This window comes from Riemerella anatipestifer (genome assembly GCF_009670965.2).
Lineage (GTDB): Bacteria > Bacteroidota > Bacteroidia > Flavobacteriales > Weeksellaceae > Riemerella > Riemerella anatipestifer_B.
On the sequence record NZ_CP073239.1, the window covers coordinates 1855210 to 1872992 of the forward strand.

Sequence of the window (17783 nt, forward strand, 5' to 3'; positions counted from 1 at the left end):
ATATGAAAATTACAAAAAAACTACTTTTAGGATTAGGAGTAACGGCTAGTACCTTAGCATTAGCACAGCAAAAAGGACAAGTGCTTACAGGAGCTCCTTTTCTTAGAATTTCTCCAGATGCAAGAGCAGGAGGTATGGGAGATCAAGGGGTGGCAACTTCTTCAGATGCATTTTCGCAGTTTTGGAACGCAGCAAAATATCCTTTTAGTAAAACTTCTTCGTCTGTAGGCGTAAGTTACACACCTTATATGAGTAAGTTAACTAATGATGTTTTCCTTCTCTATGCTGGGTATCATACCTTTTTAGGAGAAGAAGAGCGTTCTACATTAGGCGCTAGTATCTACTACTTTAATATGGGGCAGGTAGATTTAACCAAATTAGTCGGAAGCCAAGTAACAAAAGAGGGAACTGTAACTCCAAACGAATTTGCGATTGATTTATCTTATGGTTTAAAACTGTCTGATACTTACTCTATGGCGGTTACAGGGCGTTATATTCGTTCAGATTTTGGTAGCTTTAATTCAGATAATACTCTTAAGCCAGCTAATAGTTTCGCGGTAGATGTTTCTGGTTTTTATCAATCTCCTAAACATCAGAGTTTTGGTGACTATGAGGGGCAGGCGAGAGCAGGTTTTGCAATCCAAAATTTAGGTCCTAAGTTAGACTATACAGGAGATGATACTTCTCGTTCTTACTTGCCAACTACTTTTAGAATTGGTGGAGGTTATGATGTATTTTTAGACGATGTTAATAAAGTAGGGCTTAGTGTAGAGGCTTCTAAACTGTTGGTGCCAGGCTCTGAAATTCCTGCAGGTAGTACCACGCCTCAAATTCCTAATGTGGGTGTAATGGAAGGGATAGGGAAGTCTTTTAGCAATCCACAAAGTTTGATGCTAAGTGGAGCGTTAGAATATTCTTATGACAATGCCTTTGCGGTAAGAACGGGTTATTTTAGAGAAAGTCAACTTCAGGGAGGAAGACAGTTTGCTACGGTAGGTATTGGTTTTAATTATCAATCTTTCGGATTAGATATTTCTTATCTTATCAATACATCTAAAGTTAATACGGCTTTAGATAATACATTGCGTTTCGGGCTTACTTGGAACATAGGAGACGATACTTCTAATGCTGACCGCTAACATAGGTTAAAATAGATACAATTTCTTTAGGCTAATCTTTATCATAGGTTAGCCTAAATTTTTATATAAAAATCATATTTCAGAATTAAAAATAAGATAGACTACTGCCCTAAAATCCTTATCTTTGCACTATGCCAGTGATAACACTTACATCTGATTACGGACTTGTAGACCATAGGGTTGGTGCTATTAAAGGGAGTATTTTGGCTCTAAAATCTGATGCTAGGCTTATAGACCTTAGCCACGATGTAGAACCTTATAATCTTCTTCAGGCGGCGTATATCGTTAGGAATGCTTATGCTTATTTCCCTAAGGGTACGGTGCATCTTATCGCAGTAGATAGTTTTTATCATAAAGATAGGAAGGCGGTGGTTTACAAAGTAGACGGACATTATTTTGTAGCGGCAGATAATGGCATTCTTAGTCTAATTTTCTTCAATATCAATCCAGAGGAAGTTTATGAAATTACTTTGAATAATAGATTTGATGACGAAGTTAATTTCACAGCTACTGATGTTTTAGTTCCTGCAGCGGTTCATCTTCATAATGGCGGTTTGCCAGAAGTGATAGGGCGTGTTTATAATGAGCCTAAAAAAATATCTTTCCCTAAGGCGATAGAAACAGATAACCTCATTGTGGGGCAAATTATGTATGTAGATAATTTTGGTAATGCCGTGTCTAACATCAGTAAAGCATTTTTTGAGAAGAAAGCGGCAGCTTATGATGAGTTTGTTGTAAAATTTAGGAGCTATGCTCTGTCAAAAATTTATAATCAGTATACAGATGTTGTAAAAGATTGGGAAAATGAGAGACAATATCATGGTAAGCCTTTAGTCTTATTTAATGATGCAGATTTGCTGGAAATTAGTATTTATAAAGGAACTAAAAATAACGGTGCAAAAACCCTATTAGGCGTAAGTGTGGGCGAAAAAGTGTATGTAGAATTTAACAAAAATTAAATCATAAGTTATGGCATATTTAATCATAAAGGCATTACACATTATATTTATGGTAAGCTATTTTGCGGGGATTTTTTATTTGGTGAGATTGTTTGTGTACTATAAGGATACCGATGATTTTGATGCTCCAAAGCAAACCATTCTTAGAGAACAATATTTGTTTATGATGAGGCGATTATGGAACATTATTACCGTTCCTGCTGGAGTGTTGATGCTTATTTTTGGAGTCATTCTTATCATGATGAATCCTTATCTGATGAAAATGCCTTGGTTTCATCTGAAACTGACTTTTTTAATTGGTTTAGCGGTATATCATTATTGGTGTTGGAAGAAAATTTTAGTGGTAAAAAATCTTAATTTTTCGGAACTTTCTACTCCTAATATTAAATTAAGACAGGCAAATGAAATTGCTACTTTCCTACTGTTTTTAGTAGTATTCACAGTAATTTTAAAAGTTTTTGTGATAGATTATTGGTGGCAGTTGATAGTGGGCTTCATAGTTCTTGTAGTGGTAATTATGCTCACAGTAAAGTTAGTCAATAAAAATAAAAAATAATCGTTTCTAATAAAATGATAGCATTATTTAAAAAAGATTTTAAAGCCTATTTTGGCGGTTGGTCGGCGTGGCTAATTATCGCTGTGTATAGTCTTATTGGAGCTTTGTTTCTGTTTTTCTTTGATAATAGTTTTAATATTTTAGAAATAGGAACTGCCTCTTTGCAAAGCTACTTTGTTTTATCGCCTTGGTTGTTAATGTTCATTATTCCAGCGTTGAGTATGAAATCCTTTGCAGAGGAGCAACAAAACGGCACGCTCTATTGGCTATTTTCTCAACCTTTAAAAACTTTTGAAATTATAGGAGGGAAGTTTTTAGCCGTTTTTTTAGTGGGGATTTTATGTTTGTTGCCATCGTTATTTTATATGTATACGGTCTATACTCTTGGTATGGCGGAAGGTAATTTGGATTTAGGAATGACGCTAGGAGGCTACATCGGATTATCGGTTTTAATTGCAGCGTTTTCTAGTGTGGGTGTTTTGGCATCTACCTTATCGTCTAATCAAATTATGGCGTATCTGTTAGGTGTGTTTGTTAATTTCATATTGTATTTTGGGATTGAACAATTGGCAAGTTATAAACTATTGGGAGCAGCAGATTATTGGCTTCAAAGTTTAGGCTTTTACCATCATTTTATGGCATTTACGAGAGGTTTGATAGATACCAAAGATGTATTTTATTTTCTGTTGATAATAATGATTAGTTTGTCTCTTTCCACATTTTTTATTGATAAAAAGAAGAAGATTTAAGTATGAAAAAATGGCTTCAAAATAATATCACCATTATAGTAGCAGGAATAGTAATTCTATTGGGCGTTTTTGGTATATTTCAAACGAGGTTTGACCTAACAGAAGAAAAACGCTACACACTTAATGAGGCTACCATAAAGACTTTAGAATCGGTTAAGAAACCTTTGGTGATAGATGTTTATTTGGACGGAGATTTCCCTGCATCGTTTAAACAACTCCAAAGCGAAACCAAATTTATGCTAGAAGAGTTTAGGAAAATCAATCCTAAAATTGACTATAAATTCATAGACCCTATTAAGACTAAAATGTCAAAAGATACGCTAATGGCTATGGGAATACAACCGTCTATTCTTCCAGATATGAAAGATGGGAAGGTATCAGAAATTGTGCTGTTTCCCTATGCAGTAATGCGTTATGCAGATTATGGGACTTCCGTTCCGTTGATTATAGATCAAGTAGGGCTAGATGCGAGCACTCAGCTTAATAAATCTATAGAAAATTTAGAGTACAACCTTATTTCTAATATAAAAGCTCTGACTACTGAACATAGAAAAAACATCGGTATCATCGTTAATCATAGTGAGTTAAAGCCTGATGCATTCCAAGGATTTGTGGATATGGCGTTAGAAAACTATAACATAGGAGCTATCATTCCTGAAAAGGAAACAGGGCTTTCTGCTACCGATATGCCTAAACTTAAAAAGATGGACGCTCTTGTGGTTGCCAAACCTAGAAAACCTTTCTCCGATGAAGAAAAAGTAGTGTTAGACCAATACATTATGAATGGTGGGAAGATGCTATGGATGCTAGATGCAGTAAACGCTGAAATGGATACACTTTTCCAAGCAAAAAAGATTATGGCATATCCTGTAGATCTTAATCTTACCGATTTTTTCTTTAATTATGGAGTAAGAATTACGCCAGCTTTAGTGAAAGACTTTAAGAAAACAGCATTTATAAGGCTAGGTGCAGGAGAAATTGCAGGAAATCCTCAATATAAAAACTTCCTTTGGCCTTATTTTCCGTTAGGTATATCAGAAACGCCTCATGTCATTACTAAAAATATCAACCCTGTAAAGTTTGAGTTTCCTACTGCGATAGACACCCTCTCTAGAGAAGGGGTAAAAAAACAGGTTTTGTTTGAGTCTAGTGAAAGAACTTCTAGCAAGGCAGTGCCTAACTATGTGGCTCTCTCCGAAATTGTGAATGCGGACTCTCTAGGAGCAATGGAACGACCTAGCACTCCCAAGATTTTTGCAGTAAGTTTAGAAGGTAAATTTAGGTCTGCTTATGCTAATAGAAGTGAGCGAAGTAGTTTTCCTAATTTTAAAAATCAAAGTGCTGAAAATAAAATGCTTGTAATCGCAGATGGAGATGTAGGTAGGAATCAAATTCTTAAAGGGGAGCCTTTGCCTCTAGGCGTAGATTTGCTGACCAACCAAAAATATGGCAACGAACAATTTTTGAGAAATGCTTTAGATTGGCTTTTGGACGACTCTAACCTTATGAGCCTTAGAAACCGAAACATAGAAGCTCGACTTTTAGATGCTAGAAGAATAGAACAAGAAAGAACCGAATGGCAGTGGTTTAATTTACTATCTCCTTTAGTTCTAATAGCTATATTGAGTGCTTTGTTTTATTGGTGGAGGAAACAGAAGTATGTAAAATAAATCTGTAATTTTATTAGTTTAACAAATTGACATATTGCTTTAAAATCACATCTTTGGAAAACAGAGAGTAGATGTGGTTTCTTATATTTTCTTTAGGATAATCTCCTTGAGATAATACTGACTTTATTTTTTCTGAAAACTCTTTGTGATTTTCTATGTTTGCAACTTCTCCATTTACACCGTGTTTTATAATTTCGTTGATTCCTCCAGGGCAGTTATTGGCAAGGGCATAAGTACCACACGCTCCAGCCTCTAGTAATACATTAGGGAAGCCCTCGTACCTTGAAGAGAGAATAAATAAGTCGGCATACTTTAGAAACTGATAAGGGTTCTTTTGCTTTCCGTGGAATATCACATTAGACAGCCCCAAATCTTCTTTCATTTGGTGGAGAAGCTCTTTATCCTTACCATCGCCTAAAATATGGAGTTTTATCGGTTCATTTTTAAGAAAAGAAAAGACTTTGAGTAGATTATCAAACCCCTTTCTTTCAGATAGATTACCTATGGCAACCACATTTTTAGCCTCGTTTGAGTATAGCTCAGGTCTTTTTGAAATAGAAAACTGTTGGTCTATAAATTCAAAATCAACAGGATTGTTGATTTTGGTAATTTTGTTAGGTTTTATATTGAAATTTTTAATTAAATCTTCCGCCATATCATCACTTTGAGCAATAATAGTATGGAAGTTATTATAAAATTTATAGAAAAATTTAATTTCTTTTCTTGTAACATGTTTAGAAACTACATTGGTCTCCCTAGCGATAAATTTCATCTTAGGAAAAAGTCGTGTAAATATTGATAAATAAGCATTTACCTCGCCAAATCCAGAGAATACAATGTCTGGCTTTCTCCTCCATATTTCTCTCAAAATAGGTTTTAGAGAGTGGCGTATTCTAGGTGTTTTTAAATCTATAACTTCTATATCCTTTTTTAGAAAATCTAAATAACCGCCTTCTTTTCTAAGAAGCATTATTTTAGGAGTGAATTTTTCTCTCGGTAGATGATTAGCAATGGTAGTTACAATTCGTTCTGCGCCACCCATTTCCATATCTGGAAGAATAAAAATAATCTCCTTTTTCTTCATAAAATTAGTTGGCTACATCGCTAATAAACTTAATTCTAAGCAGGCGAACTTCGTCATCACTCAATTCCTCTCCAAACTCCGCTAGAAGCACTTTCATACTATCGCTTTCAGATTCTTTCATAAACTCCATAAAATCATCTACCATTTCCTCGTCAAAATTATCTTCTATGTAGTAATCTATATTAAGTTTTGTACCTTGGTAAACAATACTTTCCATTTCGGAAATGAGTTCGTCCATCGAAAGGTTTTTAGCATTAGCAATATCTTCTAAATCTATCTTTTTATCCGTATTTTGAATGATGAAAACTTTGTGACTAGATTTGTTAGCTACCTTTTTTATCACCATATCATCAGGGCGTTCTATGTTGTTATCTTCAACATATTTTTTGATGAACTCGGCAAACTCTTTTCCAAACTTTTTAGCTTTCCCTTCGCCTACACCATAAACTTTTGCAATTTCTTCTATAGTGATAGGGTATTGCACCGTCATATCCTCTAAACTGGGGTCCATAAATACGGTGTAAGGAGGAATGCCTTGTTTTTGAGCGATTTTCTTTCTTAAATCCTTAAGCTGATTAAATAGAACTTTATCCAATCCACCGCCACTTTGGAGCTGTACTTGGTCAGAGTCTGCTTTAGTCTGAGCCAAATCGTACTCTCTATCTTCAGCAATTAAGAAAGGTTCTTTGTCTTTTCCAGAAATAATATTCTGTCCTTTCTTGCTCACCCTAAGTACTCCATAGGTCTCTATATCTTTAATAATATAGCCTCTTACCGTAGCCTGTCTGATAATAGATTTCCAATAATTATCCGAAGTTTCTTTACCTATACCAAAGAACTCGGATTTTTCTAACTTATAGGATTTGGTAGTTGGTGTTTCTTTGCCTAGAAGAACGGCGATTAAATCTTTTGTTTTAAACTTTTCTTCTAAACTTTTAATGAGATTTATTACCGTTTTAAAATCGTTTGTAACATCTTTTAGCTTAGGTGGATTTACAGAGTTGTCGTCCATTTTGGCACCAGCACCGTTAATTGGGTCAAATTCCTCACCAAAGTAATAAAGTATATATTGCCTTCTACTCATAGAAGTTTCGGCATATCCTACTACTTCGTTTAGCAATTGTAAGCCAACTTCTTTCTCCGAAACAGATTTTTGAGCTAAAAATTTCTCTAGTTTCTCAATATCTTTAGGGTCGTAGAATGCTAAGCAATGTCCTTCGCCGCCGTCTCTACCAGCTCTACCTGTTTCTTGGTAATAACTTTCTAAAGATTTAGGGAAATCATAATGTATCACAAAACGAACATCAGGCTTATCTATCCCCATACCAAAAGCGATAGTAGCTACGATGACATCACATTCTTCCATTAAGAATTTATCTTGATTAGCCACTCTTGTTTTTTGGTCTAATCCAGCGTGATAGGGTAGAGCATTGATGCCATTAACTTGTAAAGTCTGTGCAAATTCTTCTACTTTTTTACGGCTAAGGCAGTAAACTATCCCTGACTTCCCTTTATTTTTATTGATGAATTTTACAATTTCCTTTTCTACATCTACTTTTGGGCGTACTTCGTAAAATAGATTTGGTCGGTTAAAGCTTTCTTTAAAAACTACCGCATCAGACATACCCAATGTTTTCTGAATATCGTCTTGTACTTTAGGAGTAGCTGTTGCTGTGAGAGCAATAACAGGAACATTAGCTATTTTATCTATAATACCTTTTAAATTTCGATATTCTGGACGAAAATCATGTCCCCATTCAGAGATACAATGTGCTTCATCTATGGCTACGAAAGAAATATTAGCTTGTTTTAAAAAATCTAAATAATCTTCTTTTATCAATGATTCGGGAGCGACATATAATAGTTTGGTTCTTCCGCTATTGATATCATTGAAAACTTGCTTTATCTGCGTTTTATTAAGAGAAGAATTAAGTACATGAGCCACTCCTTCCTCAGAGGAAAGCCCATTAACTGCATCTACTTGGTTTTTCATCAGAGCAATAAGTGGAGATACCACAATAGCTGTACCTTCTGAAATAAGTGCAGGGAGCTGATAACAAAGAGATTTACCTCCACCAGTAGGCATAAGTACAAATACATCTTTACCTCCAAGAAGTGTACTGATAATAGCCTCTTGCTGTCCTTTAAAGGTGGAAAATCCAAAATATTTTTTGAGCTCTCCTGCTAAATTGTATGTTTTTTTAGTCATTTTTAGTTTAGTTTACTAAATTTGCAACTTACCAAAGGTAAGAAAAACTTTTGGTTTTAAATTAAATTAGTTAATAAAATAAAACTTTGTTTTCTAATCTAAGTTAGGTTCTGAGGTACGAAAATAAATAAAAAATAATAAATAATGAAATCTACCGCTCTTATAGATATTGCTAAAAAGGCTATTGATACAGAAATAGCAGAATTGGAAAGGCTAAGAGATAATCTGAATGATAGTTTTTTAGATGCGGTAGAACTCATCAATAAATCAAGCGGTAAGTTAATTGTGGTAGGGATAGGTAAGTCTGCTCATGTGGGGAATAAGATTGTGGCAACGCTTAATTCTACGGGAACACCTGCACAGTTTCTGCACGCAGCAGAGGCTATCCATGGAGATTTAGGAGTGGTTCAAAAAAATGATGTTGTTTTATGTATTTCTAATTCTGGTAATTCACCAGAGATAGTTAATCTCGCCCCATATCTTAAGCAATATTCGGCGGGGCTTATAGGTATGACAGGAAATTTAAAATCCAAACTAGCAGAACATTCGGATATTGTGCTTAACACTTTTGTAGAGAAAGAGGCGTGTCCTAATAAATTGGCTCCAACAAGCTCTACCACAGTGCAAATGGCGTTGGGAGATGCTTTGGCTGTGTGTCTTATGGAAATCAATCATTTTAAAGATACCGATTTTGCAAAGTTTCACCCTGGTGGAAGTTTAGGTAAGAATCTTACGGCTAAGGTAGGTCAGTTTTTATCTTCACAAAAGCCTCAAGTTTCAGAGGAGGCTTCCATTAAGGAAGTGATAATTTCCATTAGTGCGTCTACCCACGGAGTTACAGTAGTTACGGAAGGAGAAGCTATAAAAGGTATTATTACTGATGGAGATTTAAGGAGAATGCTCATGAGTAATGATGATATTAAAGAGATTAAAGCTAAAGATATAATGAGTTTAACTCCGAAAACAATAGATAAAGAAGCGTTAGCAAAAGAAGCTATGAAGATACTAAAACAGTATAACATAGGTCAGCTGATTGTAACGGATAAAGGTAACTATTTTGGGATTATAGATTTGCATACTTTGTTAGACGAAGGAATCTTGTAACTTTGTAAAAAATAAAACTAGTGAGTGAAGAAAAAGAAATGTCCTTTTTAGGGCATATAGGAGAGCTTAGAGGGCATTTGGTGCGTTCTATAATAGCCATTGTAGTAGGTGGATTTTTAATTGGCTTTAATATTAATTGGATTATGGATCATATTATCTTCGGTCCTACTCGTCCAGATTTTCTCACTTTTAGAGTGGTTAATTATTTTTCTAGAATGTTTGTGGGCGAAGATGTTATTGTGATGCCGCATTCGTTTCCGATACAAGTAAGGCGACTGTTTGAACAGTTTAATATGATGATGGCTGTTTCTGTAGTTGGAGGGCTTATCATCGCATTTCCCTATGTTATTTGGGAGCTTTGGAAATTTATCAGTCCAGCACTTAAAGAATCCGAAAGAAAAAACTCTATTTTCATCATCAACGGAACTTGGGTGCTATTTGTGATGGGAGCATTATCAGGATACTTTTTGGTAATGCCTTTTGTTATCAATTTTGGTTATTTTTTTAGTATTTCGGATTTTGTAAGGGTAGATATAGATTTATCAAGCTATGTTACCATTTTACTTCAAGTTGTTTTGGGTATGGCGGTAATATTTTTATTCCCGATGATTGTTTATATACTTACTTCTATAGGCATACTTACTCCTATGTTTTTAAGGACTTATAGGAGACACGCTATTGTGGTAATTATGGTGGTGGCGGCTTTTATTACACCCGCAGATATTATCAGTATGTTGGCGGCAGCATTTCCACTAGTAGTTCTTTATGAAATATGCATCTTGATGTCGGCATTAGTTTACCGAAAAATTAAAAAGGAAGAAGCTCTTAATTTACCGTTACCAAAGTAAGTAATGAATTTTATAAAGTAATACCAGGTAATATAAAGACAAGGATAAAAGCAAACTCTCCTTGTCTTTTTCTTTTATAAATAGATGAAAAACATTATTTTCGCACCAAAGTTTAAAAAATATGATGAAGCACTGGAGTTTTAAAAAATGGAACACCATTTTAGGCTGGATAGTTTTTGGGATAGCCTTAATAACCTATCTATCTACCATAGAACCTAATTTTAGCTTTTGGGATTGTGGCGAGTATATTTCCTCTGCCGTGAAATTAGAGGTTACACACGCTCCAGGAGCGGCATTGTTCCAGCTGGTGGGTGCGGTGTTTGCGATGTTCGCCTTTGGTAATGGGGCTTATTATTCTTTGGTTATCAATGCAATGTCAGCCTTGTTTAGTGCCTTTACCATTTTATTTTTATTTTGGACAATCACTCATTTGGTTAGACGACTATTGCATAAAGATTTTGAGGAAGTTACCGAAAACGAGAAATGGGTTATTCTATTTTCAGGATTGATAGGTGCTTTGTGTTTCACTTTTTCGGATACTTTTTGGTTTTCTGCTGTGGAAGGAGAGGTTTACTCTATGGCATCATTATTTATAGCGTTAATCGCTTGGCTTATAACCAAATGGGAGAACGAATATCAATCCTCTGATAACGAGAGATGGATTATCCTTATCTTTTTCCTAATAGGGCTTTCCGTGGGAGTTCATATGATGGTAATGTTGGTAGTGCCATTTATCTGTTTGGTTTATTACTCTAGAAATTATGATTTCTCTTGGAAATCTTTTGCGATAGCCAATGTAATTACATTATTTGTTCTCGCTCTTGTGTTTAAAGGGATTTTTCCTTTTGTGATGACGATGTTTGGTAAGTCGGAGATATTCTTCGTTAATGGTTTAGGATTGCCTTTCCATTCAGGGACTATCTTTGCGTTTTTAGTACTCATTGCTTTAGGGTACTTTGCTATTAACTATGTTCGTTCCAAAGGAAATAGATTGATACAAATGGCGGTGCTATCTATGGTTTATATGATTATTGGTTTTTCTTGTTGGTTGATGATACCTATTCGTGCCAATGCTAATCCACCAATGAACCTTAATAATCCTGATAACGCCATTGGTATGCTTGATTATTATAATCGCGAGCAATATGGAGATTGGCCTACTTTGTATGGACAAAACTATACCGCCCATTTAGACTGGAACGGAATGGAAAAGAATGAAGATGGAAGTTTAAAAACGATAAAAACAGGCGAAACTTACGAAAAGGACGAAACTACAGGACGTTACATTAAAGTAGGAGATAAAACCAATTATGTTTATAACAAGGCACATGTAGGCTTTATGCCAAGAATGTTTGTGCAAGATAAGAATGTAATGTCTAATTACATTTCTATGTATGGTGCTCCAGACTTTGAGTTTAACTATGCCGACGAAGATATAGCAAATAATCCTGAGGCTCATAAGTATTTTGATGAACTTAGAAAAAAATATGATAACGGTACCATTACCGTTGATGATTATCTACAAGCAAAACAGTACCACTTAATCAATCTTAAAAAGCCTACATTTGGACAGAGTTTAGACTACTTCATTACTTTCCAAAATGGACATTATTTTGTAAGATATTTAATGTGGAATTTTGTTGGTCGTCAAAATGATTTGGAAGGTCATATGGAAAACACCAACGGAAATTGGATATCAGGGATTCCTGTGATAGATAATTATCTGTACGGCAGCCAATCGGATATGCCTGAAAAGTATAAAAATGAAAGTACAGTTTATTTCTTTTTCCTTCCGCTTATTTTAGGTTTATTGGGAGCGTTCTTTCAGTATACTAAAGATTTTGGGAGGTTCTATGCTTTGTTATCCCTTTTTGTCCTTACTAGTATTGGAATTGTTTTCTATACAGGTGTAAAACCTTTTGAAGTAAGAGAAAGGGATTATGCTATGGTGGGAGCTTTCTATGCCTTTACGATTTGGATAGGTTTAGGAGCCGCTTTTATCTTACAATTATTGAATCAAAAAGTTAAAAAATCTAGTGCAATTTTAGGTGCCGGAGTTTTACTTTTAGGAGTTCCGTTAATGATGGGCTTCCAAAATTACAATCCACACGATAGAAGTGGAAGATATGCCGCTTATGATTATGCTTATTCTACATTAAAATCACTTCCTAAAGATGGCATTCTCTTCGTATATGGTGATAATGATACTTATCCACTTTGGGCAATACAAGAGACAGAACAGTTTAGAGATGATGTAAAGGTGGTAAACTTTACCCTTTTAGCTACGCCTTGGTATATAGACCAAGTAAAAAGACGTACCTACAACGCAATGCCTGTAGCATCGGCACTTAAACACGAGGAGTATAGAGAAGGTATAAATGAACAAATCTATACTCTAAGCACTGAAGATTGGAAAAATATATTTGCTAATCTGAAAGAAAGCGGTGCTCCTGATAATGTGTTAAAAGGCTTTGAAAAGTATATGACGCAAGATAGTATGACTTTAAAAGAAGCTGTGGCATTCTTAAAGAATAAGTCTCCTGAGAAGGATATGGTACTAAAAATGATTTACGGTGAAGAAAAATACGAACAGTACAATGTTTTACCAGTGTCTAAATTCATACTTCCTGTTAATAAGCAAAATGCAGTTAAGGCTGGTATTATTAAACCTCAAGATGTAGCTTTAGCAGAGGATTATATTGTGATAGACTATAAAAAATCTACACTATTCAAAAATGATTTAATGATGCTAGATATCTTAGCTAATTTTGATTGGAAAAGGTCTATCAACTTCTCTGTTGGAGGTATTTATGATGCGAGTAATATTTTCTTTTTGAAAGATTATTTACAGTATGATGGTTTCAGCTACCGTCTTGTACCTATAAAAACTCCTGAAAAAGAAGATGGAGAGTTAGGTAGAGTAGATGCTGATGACCTTTATAGAATAGTTAAAAACTTTAGATGGGGCAATTTTAAAGATGTTAATGTTCACTTTGATGAAACTTGTACTTCTAATATCATCAGTTATAGAAGTTCTGCAAGTAGAGCTGCAGAGGCTCTAATGGCGAAAGGAGAAAATAAAAAAGCTCAAGAGGTATTAGATTTGGTAAATAAGGAAATACCTGTATCTAAATATAATGACCCTCGTTCACTTAATTCCATTGTTTATGGTTATATTGTGTCTGGACAAGAGAAGAAAGGTTTAGAATTGGCAGAAGAACTTAAAAAGTCTATTTTCAAAGAGTATGATTATTACTTGTCTTTAACACCAGAAAATCAAAGATATGTTAAAAGAGAAATGAGCATTCAGCCATTGCTGTACTCTATGGTAGTAGCTTCTGTGTCTGATGCTTATAAGAAAATAGGACAGGAACAGAAGGCGTATAATTACTTAGTAAGTTCTATAAAACCTATTGATAGTAGATTTAATTCATTTATAAATCAGCTAAAAGCTATGGGGAAAGAAAAGGCATACCAAGAATCTGAAAATGTGCAGAAAATAACACCTTTTTATCAGTATCTTTTTGAGGTAATGAAGCCTTATGATAGTACCTACACTTCAGAAAAAACAAACCAAATTACCGATGCTGTTATAAAAGCAACACAGTAATTTAAGAACTTATAGAATATAGAAAAATAGGCTACCCTAAAAAGAGTAGCCTATTTTCTATTAGGTTTTGCCATAACAATATGATGTACAATTACAGGATTGTAATTCATACCTTTTATTTTGTTAGAATCTTTAATAATGATGATGGATAGATTCTTTTTATTACTAGCCAACTTCACAAATTGCTGTTCCGAAATTTCTCTTTTTTTATACAGAAATACTGTGTTTTTTGAATTGTTTCCCAAACTAAGCTTAATAGAGCTAGGATAGCAATCTACAACCTAATCATTATTTCTATTTATAATATCCCTTATAAACTCATTGGGAGTATTTACACTCAGCAAATATTTTTTCTTAGATGTAGAAATATTCACCATATTTTTTCTATCATTAACAAAAGTTACTGTATCATCCATTAAGACTCCATTAAAGCCAAAAAAACCTTTTGAACTGAATGTAGCTGTAAGATTTGAGAATTCAGTTTTATTAACAGACTTTATATCACCAAGAGGTATCATCTGATAACCTATATTTTTTTGTAAAATAAGGTACTTGTCTGTAATTTTAACTTTCTTTAATGAATTTGCATAAAAGTAAATAGCTACTAGTAAAATTATCAACAAAACTCCGAACTTAAAATAAACATTAACATATTCACCTATATTATTGTAAAATAAGGTAACTATGAGTAAACTTAAAATGATTAAGGTTAATCCTGTTATGATATTTACTTCGGTAGAATTAGAGCTTTTAAAAACTTTCATAAATTTTATTAAATTTTAGTGAGACAATAGTTAAACTCTTCCTATTCTACTAAATTAAACAAAATTTCAGAATTGAAAACTATTTCACCATCTTTTTCTTTCTTTATTTTAGTAATGAAATTTATAAAAAACTGAGAGCTATAAAAACTCTCAGTATTCTATTTTTAAAGTCAAAAAAATATTAGCTTCTTTTAGAAAGCCTCTATTATTTTTGAGAAATCTTCTATATTCAAAGCTGCACCACCTATAAGACCGCCGTCTACATCAGGCTGAGAGAAAATTTCTTTAGCGTTGCTTGGCTTTACAGAACCTCCATAAAGGATAGATACTTCATCTGCCACTTCCTTGCCATATTTTTCTGCTATCATATTTCTAATAAAAGCATGTACCTCTTGTGCTTGTTCTGCGGTGGCAGTTTCTCCTGTGCCTATTGCCCATACAGGCTCGTAAGCTATAACCACTTTCTTTATTTCTGCAGCAGTTAGAGTAAACAAAGCCGTTTGTGTTTGATTTTTGATAACTTCTAAATACTTACCAGACTTTCTTTCTTCCAAATTTTCGCCATTACAATAGATAGGAATAAGTCCTTTATCTAATAAGGCTTTTACTTTTCTATTAGCATGGCTATCGGTTTCTCCGTGGTATTGTCTGCGTTCAGAATGAGCAATAATACTACCATCTAAGTTTACAGAAGCTACCATAGCAGCAGAGATTTCTCCTGTATAAGCTCCAGATTCGTGTTCGGAAATATCCTGAGCATATACTTCTACCTCTTTATTTTTAAAAATATCTTTAGCTGTGGTAAGGTAAAGAGCTGGTGGCGCTATCATTACCTTACAGTTAGGCGTATGCTTGCTAGTATAATCGGATAGTTGTTGCATAAGCTCTTTAGCTTCCGAAAAATTCTTATTCATTTTCCAGTTTCCTGCTACAATGTTTTTTCTCATAATATCAATGCTTTAAGATTAGTCTAATTTCCAAATAGTTTTCATCAGTTTGTAGAACTGATGTTCTCTTTCTGTAACCTCATTATCTGCTTTAATGAGTGTTTTTGCAAACTTTGCAAATTTCTTTCTTTCTGCTTCGGTAGAATCATCTAGGAAACAACGAGCATGAAACTCAAAATGGTCTTTCCACGCTTCTGGTTGTAGTGTTGCAATGACTTCCAATTCGTTATCTAAATTGATTCTGAACGGAAACTCATCAGCAAGGTACTTTTGGATAACGATGCCTTCCTCTGGTTGTACTTCGTAGTCCACGGCAGAGAGAATCATTAACAAATGATAACCTGCTATAGATTTGTTTGATTTTTGCATTTTATTTTTATTGTATAGTTAATTTAATGTTTAGTTGATATAATCTTTTGCACTTTTTTTATCGGTAATTTTCCCATTTTCTAAAACGAGTACGAAAGGATTGCTCCTCGCTATGGTCTTGATGGCTGTGCCGTCCATCATTGCATTTGGTAGCATTTTAAATGTATTTTGTGCCGTAGAAACTCCATAAACTACTGTTTTGCGGTGCTTGGAAACTTTATTTTCTACCGCTTCTAAGAGATTAGTATCTACCTCGGTGGGTTTATAGCTAAATACCAAAACCGTTTTTGGAGCTTGTATAAGGCTATCTGTAATATCATTACCGTGCAGGTCTTCTATTTTAAATTTTACAATTTCAGACGCATAGCCCTCTTTCACTACCTCGGAAGTGGTTTTGTCTTCTTGGATTACCCAATCAGGATTTTGCCAATAGTTTTGGTTGATGTAATCGTCTTGGTTAACTTTTATAATCTCTTTAGTTTTTTTATGTTCAAGGGTATAAAAAGTCTTGTATTCGGACGGATTTTCTTCAATCTTTTTTTTTTCAGACTTTAAATCTGTTCCTATTTTATAATCTCTGAAATCAATAATAGGCTCATGTTTAATCCCGTGAAGCATTATCCATAGAGAAACTATTGTTCCTAAAAACAGTACAGAACCTCTTGTTCTCATGAAAGAAATGGAAATCTTATCTTTGTACGCAAAGTAGAGTAGAAGGAGCAAAGCAAGAAGCACGATATCTTTCCAGAAACTTTGCCAAGGTGTAAATTTAATAGCATCTCCAAAACAACCACAATCTGTAACTACATTAAAATAAGCTGAATAGAAAGTGAGAAAAGCAAAGAATACACACAGCCCAATCAGTGCTAGAAGTACTTTTTTTACTGAAATTTTTAATAGTAATAAAATCCCTAAAATAAGTTCCAAAATCACTACAAAAAAAGCGAGTGGAAGAGCCCAACTCTCTAGTATCTCAATATTAAAGACTTGAGGAGAAAAATATTCTTCTAATTTGAATGAAAACCCCTTAACATCTACTGCTTTAACAAAACCTGAAGCAATAAAAATAAGAGCAACAATAATTCTTAGTAAGCGTTTAAGCATTTTGTTCGTTTATTTTTATAAGACAGAATACAGCGTAATTAAGCATATCAAAATAGTTAGCATCTAGCCCTTCCGACACTAAGGTGTGTCCATTATTGTCTTCTATTTGTTTAGTACGAAGTACCTTTTGATAGATTAAATCTGTAATAGAGGAAATTCTCATACTTCTCCACGCTTCACCATAGTCGTGGTTTTTTCTCTGCATTAGGGCTTTTGCTTCGTTGGTGTAATGTTGATACAAGTTTAAAATTTCTTCAGTATCAGTATCTAAATTCTCTGATAATCCCTTTTCTAACTGAATAAGACCTATAACAGCGTAATTAACTATTGCTATAAACTCTGCTTCCTCCGATTCTTCCACCATTCTTTTTTCGGTCATTTGAAGCGTTCTTATCCTATTGATTTTAATGAAAATTTGATCCGTGATAGAACTTGGGCGTAGCACTCGCCACGCTGCACCGTAATCTTGAAGTTTCTTTCCAAATAAATCTTTACAGAGGTTTATAATTTCGTCGTATTGTTTAGAAGTATCCTGCATATACTGTGTTATTACTCTTCAAAGATAGTGAAAAAAAAGCATATTAGGAATAGGGCTTAACTCTAAATATCATTGCTAATTAACGACAACAATCGGTTACAAATGGTTTTAGTCGAAAGTAAATAATTTTATA

Annotated in this window: 16 protein-coding genes; 8 read left to right on the forward strand and 8 right to left on the reverse strand. The window is 34.2% G+C overall.

Going from position 1 to position 17783, the window contains the following annotated elements:
* Positions 1–2 precede the first annotated feature (2 nt).
* The 5 genes from porV to gldG all read left to right on the forward strand — a co-directional run bounded on the left by porV (position 3) and on the right by gldG (position 5073).
* The gene (gene porV, locus D1J36_RS08560) at positions 3–1139 is read left to right on the forward strand and encodes a type IX secretion system outer membrane channel protein PorV (protein WP_154136760.1); all 1137 of its coding nucleotides are present in this window, start codon (positions 3–5) and stop codon (positions 1137–1139) included.
* Positions 1140–1270: 131 nt separating this feature from the next.
* Positions 1271–2098 carry an SAM hydrolase/SAM-dependent halogenase family protein gene (locus tag D1J36_RS08565; RefSeq protein WP_154136761.1) on the forward strand — a complete coding sequence of 276 codons (828 nt, stop codon included), beginning with the start codon at positions 1271–1273 and terminating at the stop codon, positions 2096–2098.
* A 10-nt stretch (positions 2099–2108) separates the two neighbouring features.
* Positions 2109–2654 carry a CopD family protein gene (locus tag D1J36_RS08570; protein WP_154136762.1) on the forward strand — a complete coding sequence of 182 codons (546 nt, stop codon included), beginning with the start codon at positions 2109–2111 and terminating at the stop codon, positions 2652–2654.
* Positions 2655–2668: 14 nt separating this feature from the next.
* A complete protein-coding gene (locus D1J36_RS08575) occupies positions 2669–3403 on the forward strand; it encodes an ABC transporter permease subunit (protein ID WP_154136763.1) in 735 nt (244 codons plus the stop codon).
* Positions 3404–3405: 2 nt separating this feature from the next.
* Positions 3406–5073 carry a gliding motility-associated ABC transporter substrate-binding protein GldG gene (gene gldG, locus D1J36_RS08580; RefSeq protein WP_154136764.1) on the forward strand — a complete coding sequence of 556 codons (1668 nt, stop codon included), beginning with the start codon at positions 3406–3408 and terminating at the stop codon, positions 5071–5073.
* A 13-nt stretch (positions 5074–5086) separates the two neighbouring features.
* Here the strand turns inward: gldG and D1J36_RS08585 are convergent, their stop codons facing one another.
* Entirely contained in the window at positions 5087–6157 is a 1071-nt protein-coding gene (locus D1J36_RS08585) for a glycosyltransferase (RefSeq protein ID WP_154136765.1), read from the reverse strand.
* A gap of 4 nt (positions 6158–6161) precedes the next feature.
* Complete coding sequence (recQ, locus tag D1J36_RS08590) at positions 6162–8366, reverse strand: DNA helicase RecQ (RefSeq protein ID WP_154136766.1); 2205 nt, start codon at positions 8364–8366, stop codon at positions 6162–6164.
* Between the two features lie 144 nt (positions 8367–8510).
* Between recQ and D1J36_RS08595 the strand changes: the two genes are divergently transcribed.
* The 3 genes from D1J36_RS08595 to D1J36_RS08605 all read left to right on the forward strand — a co-directional run bounded on the left by D1J36_RS08595 (position 8511) and on the right by D1J36_RS08605 (position 13928).
* Entirely contained in the window at positions 8511–9470 is a 960-nt protein-coding gene (locus D1J36_RS08595) for a KpsF/GutQ family sugar-phosphate isomerase (protein WP_154136767.1), read from the forward strand.
* Positions 9471–9490: 20 nt separating this feature from the next.
* On the forward strand, positions 9491–10318 hold the full coding sequence (gene tatC, locus D1J36_RS08600; RefSeq protein WP_252339387.1) for a twin-arginine translocase subunit TatC: 828 nt from the start codon (positions 9491–9493) through the stop codon (positions 10316–10318).
* 124 nt (positions 10319–10442) lie between these two features.
* On the forward strand, positions 10443–13928 hold the full coding sequence (locus D1J36_RS08605; protein WP_185147736.1) for a protein O-mannosyl-transferase family: 3486 nt from the start codon (positions 10443–10445) through the stop codon (positions 13926–13928).
* A gap of 50 nt (positions 13929–13978) precedes the next feature.
* On the opposite strand, the gene D1J36_RS08610 is transcribed toward D1J36_RS08605, so the two are convergent.
* The 6 genes from D1J36_RS08610 to D1J36_RS08635 all read right to left on the reverse strand — a co-directional run bounded on the left by D1J36_RS08610 (position 13979) and on the right by D1J36_RS08635 (position 17650).
* Positions 13979–14173: a hypothetical protein gene (locus tag D1J36_RS08610; protein ID WP_154136769.1), complete on the reverse strand. Its 195-nt coding sequence runs from the start codon at positions 14171–14173 to the stop codon at positions 13979–13981.
* Between the two features lie 36 nt (positions 14174–14209).
* A complete protein-coding gene (locus D1J36_RS08615; RefSeq protein ID WP_154136770.1) occupies positions 14210–14692 on the reverse strand; it encodes a PH domain-containing protein in 483 nt (160 codons plus the stop codon).
* A 191-nt stretch (positions 14693–14883) separates the two neighbouring features.
* Positions 14884–15639, reverse strand: coding sequence for a triose-phosphate isomerase (tpiA, locus tag D1J36_RS08620; RefSeq protein ID WP_154136771.1), 756 nt, complete (start codon positions 15637–15639; stop codon positions 14884–14886).
* Between the two features lie 18 nt (positions 15640–15657).
* The gene (locus D1J36_RS08625) at positions 15658–16008 is read right to left on the reverse strand and encodes a hypothetical protein (protein ID WP_004918936.1); all 351 of its coding nucleotides are present in this window, start codon (positions 16006–16008) and stop codon (positions 15658–15660) included.
* A 30-nt stretch (positions 16009–16038) separates the two neighbouring features.
* A complete protein-coding gene (locus D1J36_RS08630; protein ID WP_154136772.1) occupies positions 16039–17112 on the reverse strand; it encodes a BT_3928 family protein in 1074 nt (357 codons plus the stop codon).
* The gene (locus D1J36_RS08635; RefSeq protein ID WP_154136773.1) at positions 17105–17650 is read right to left on the reverse strand and encodes a DUF1599 domain-containing protein; all 546 of its coding nucleotides are present in this window, start codon (positions 17648–17650) and stop codon (positions 17105–17107) included. Before D1J36_RS08635 ends, D1J36_RS08630 begins: the two co-directional genes overlap by 8 nt.
* Positions 17651–17783 lie beyond the last annotated feature (133 nt).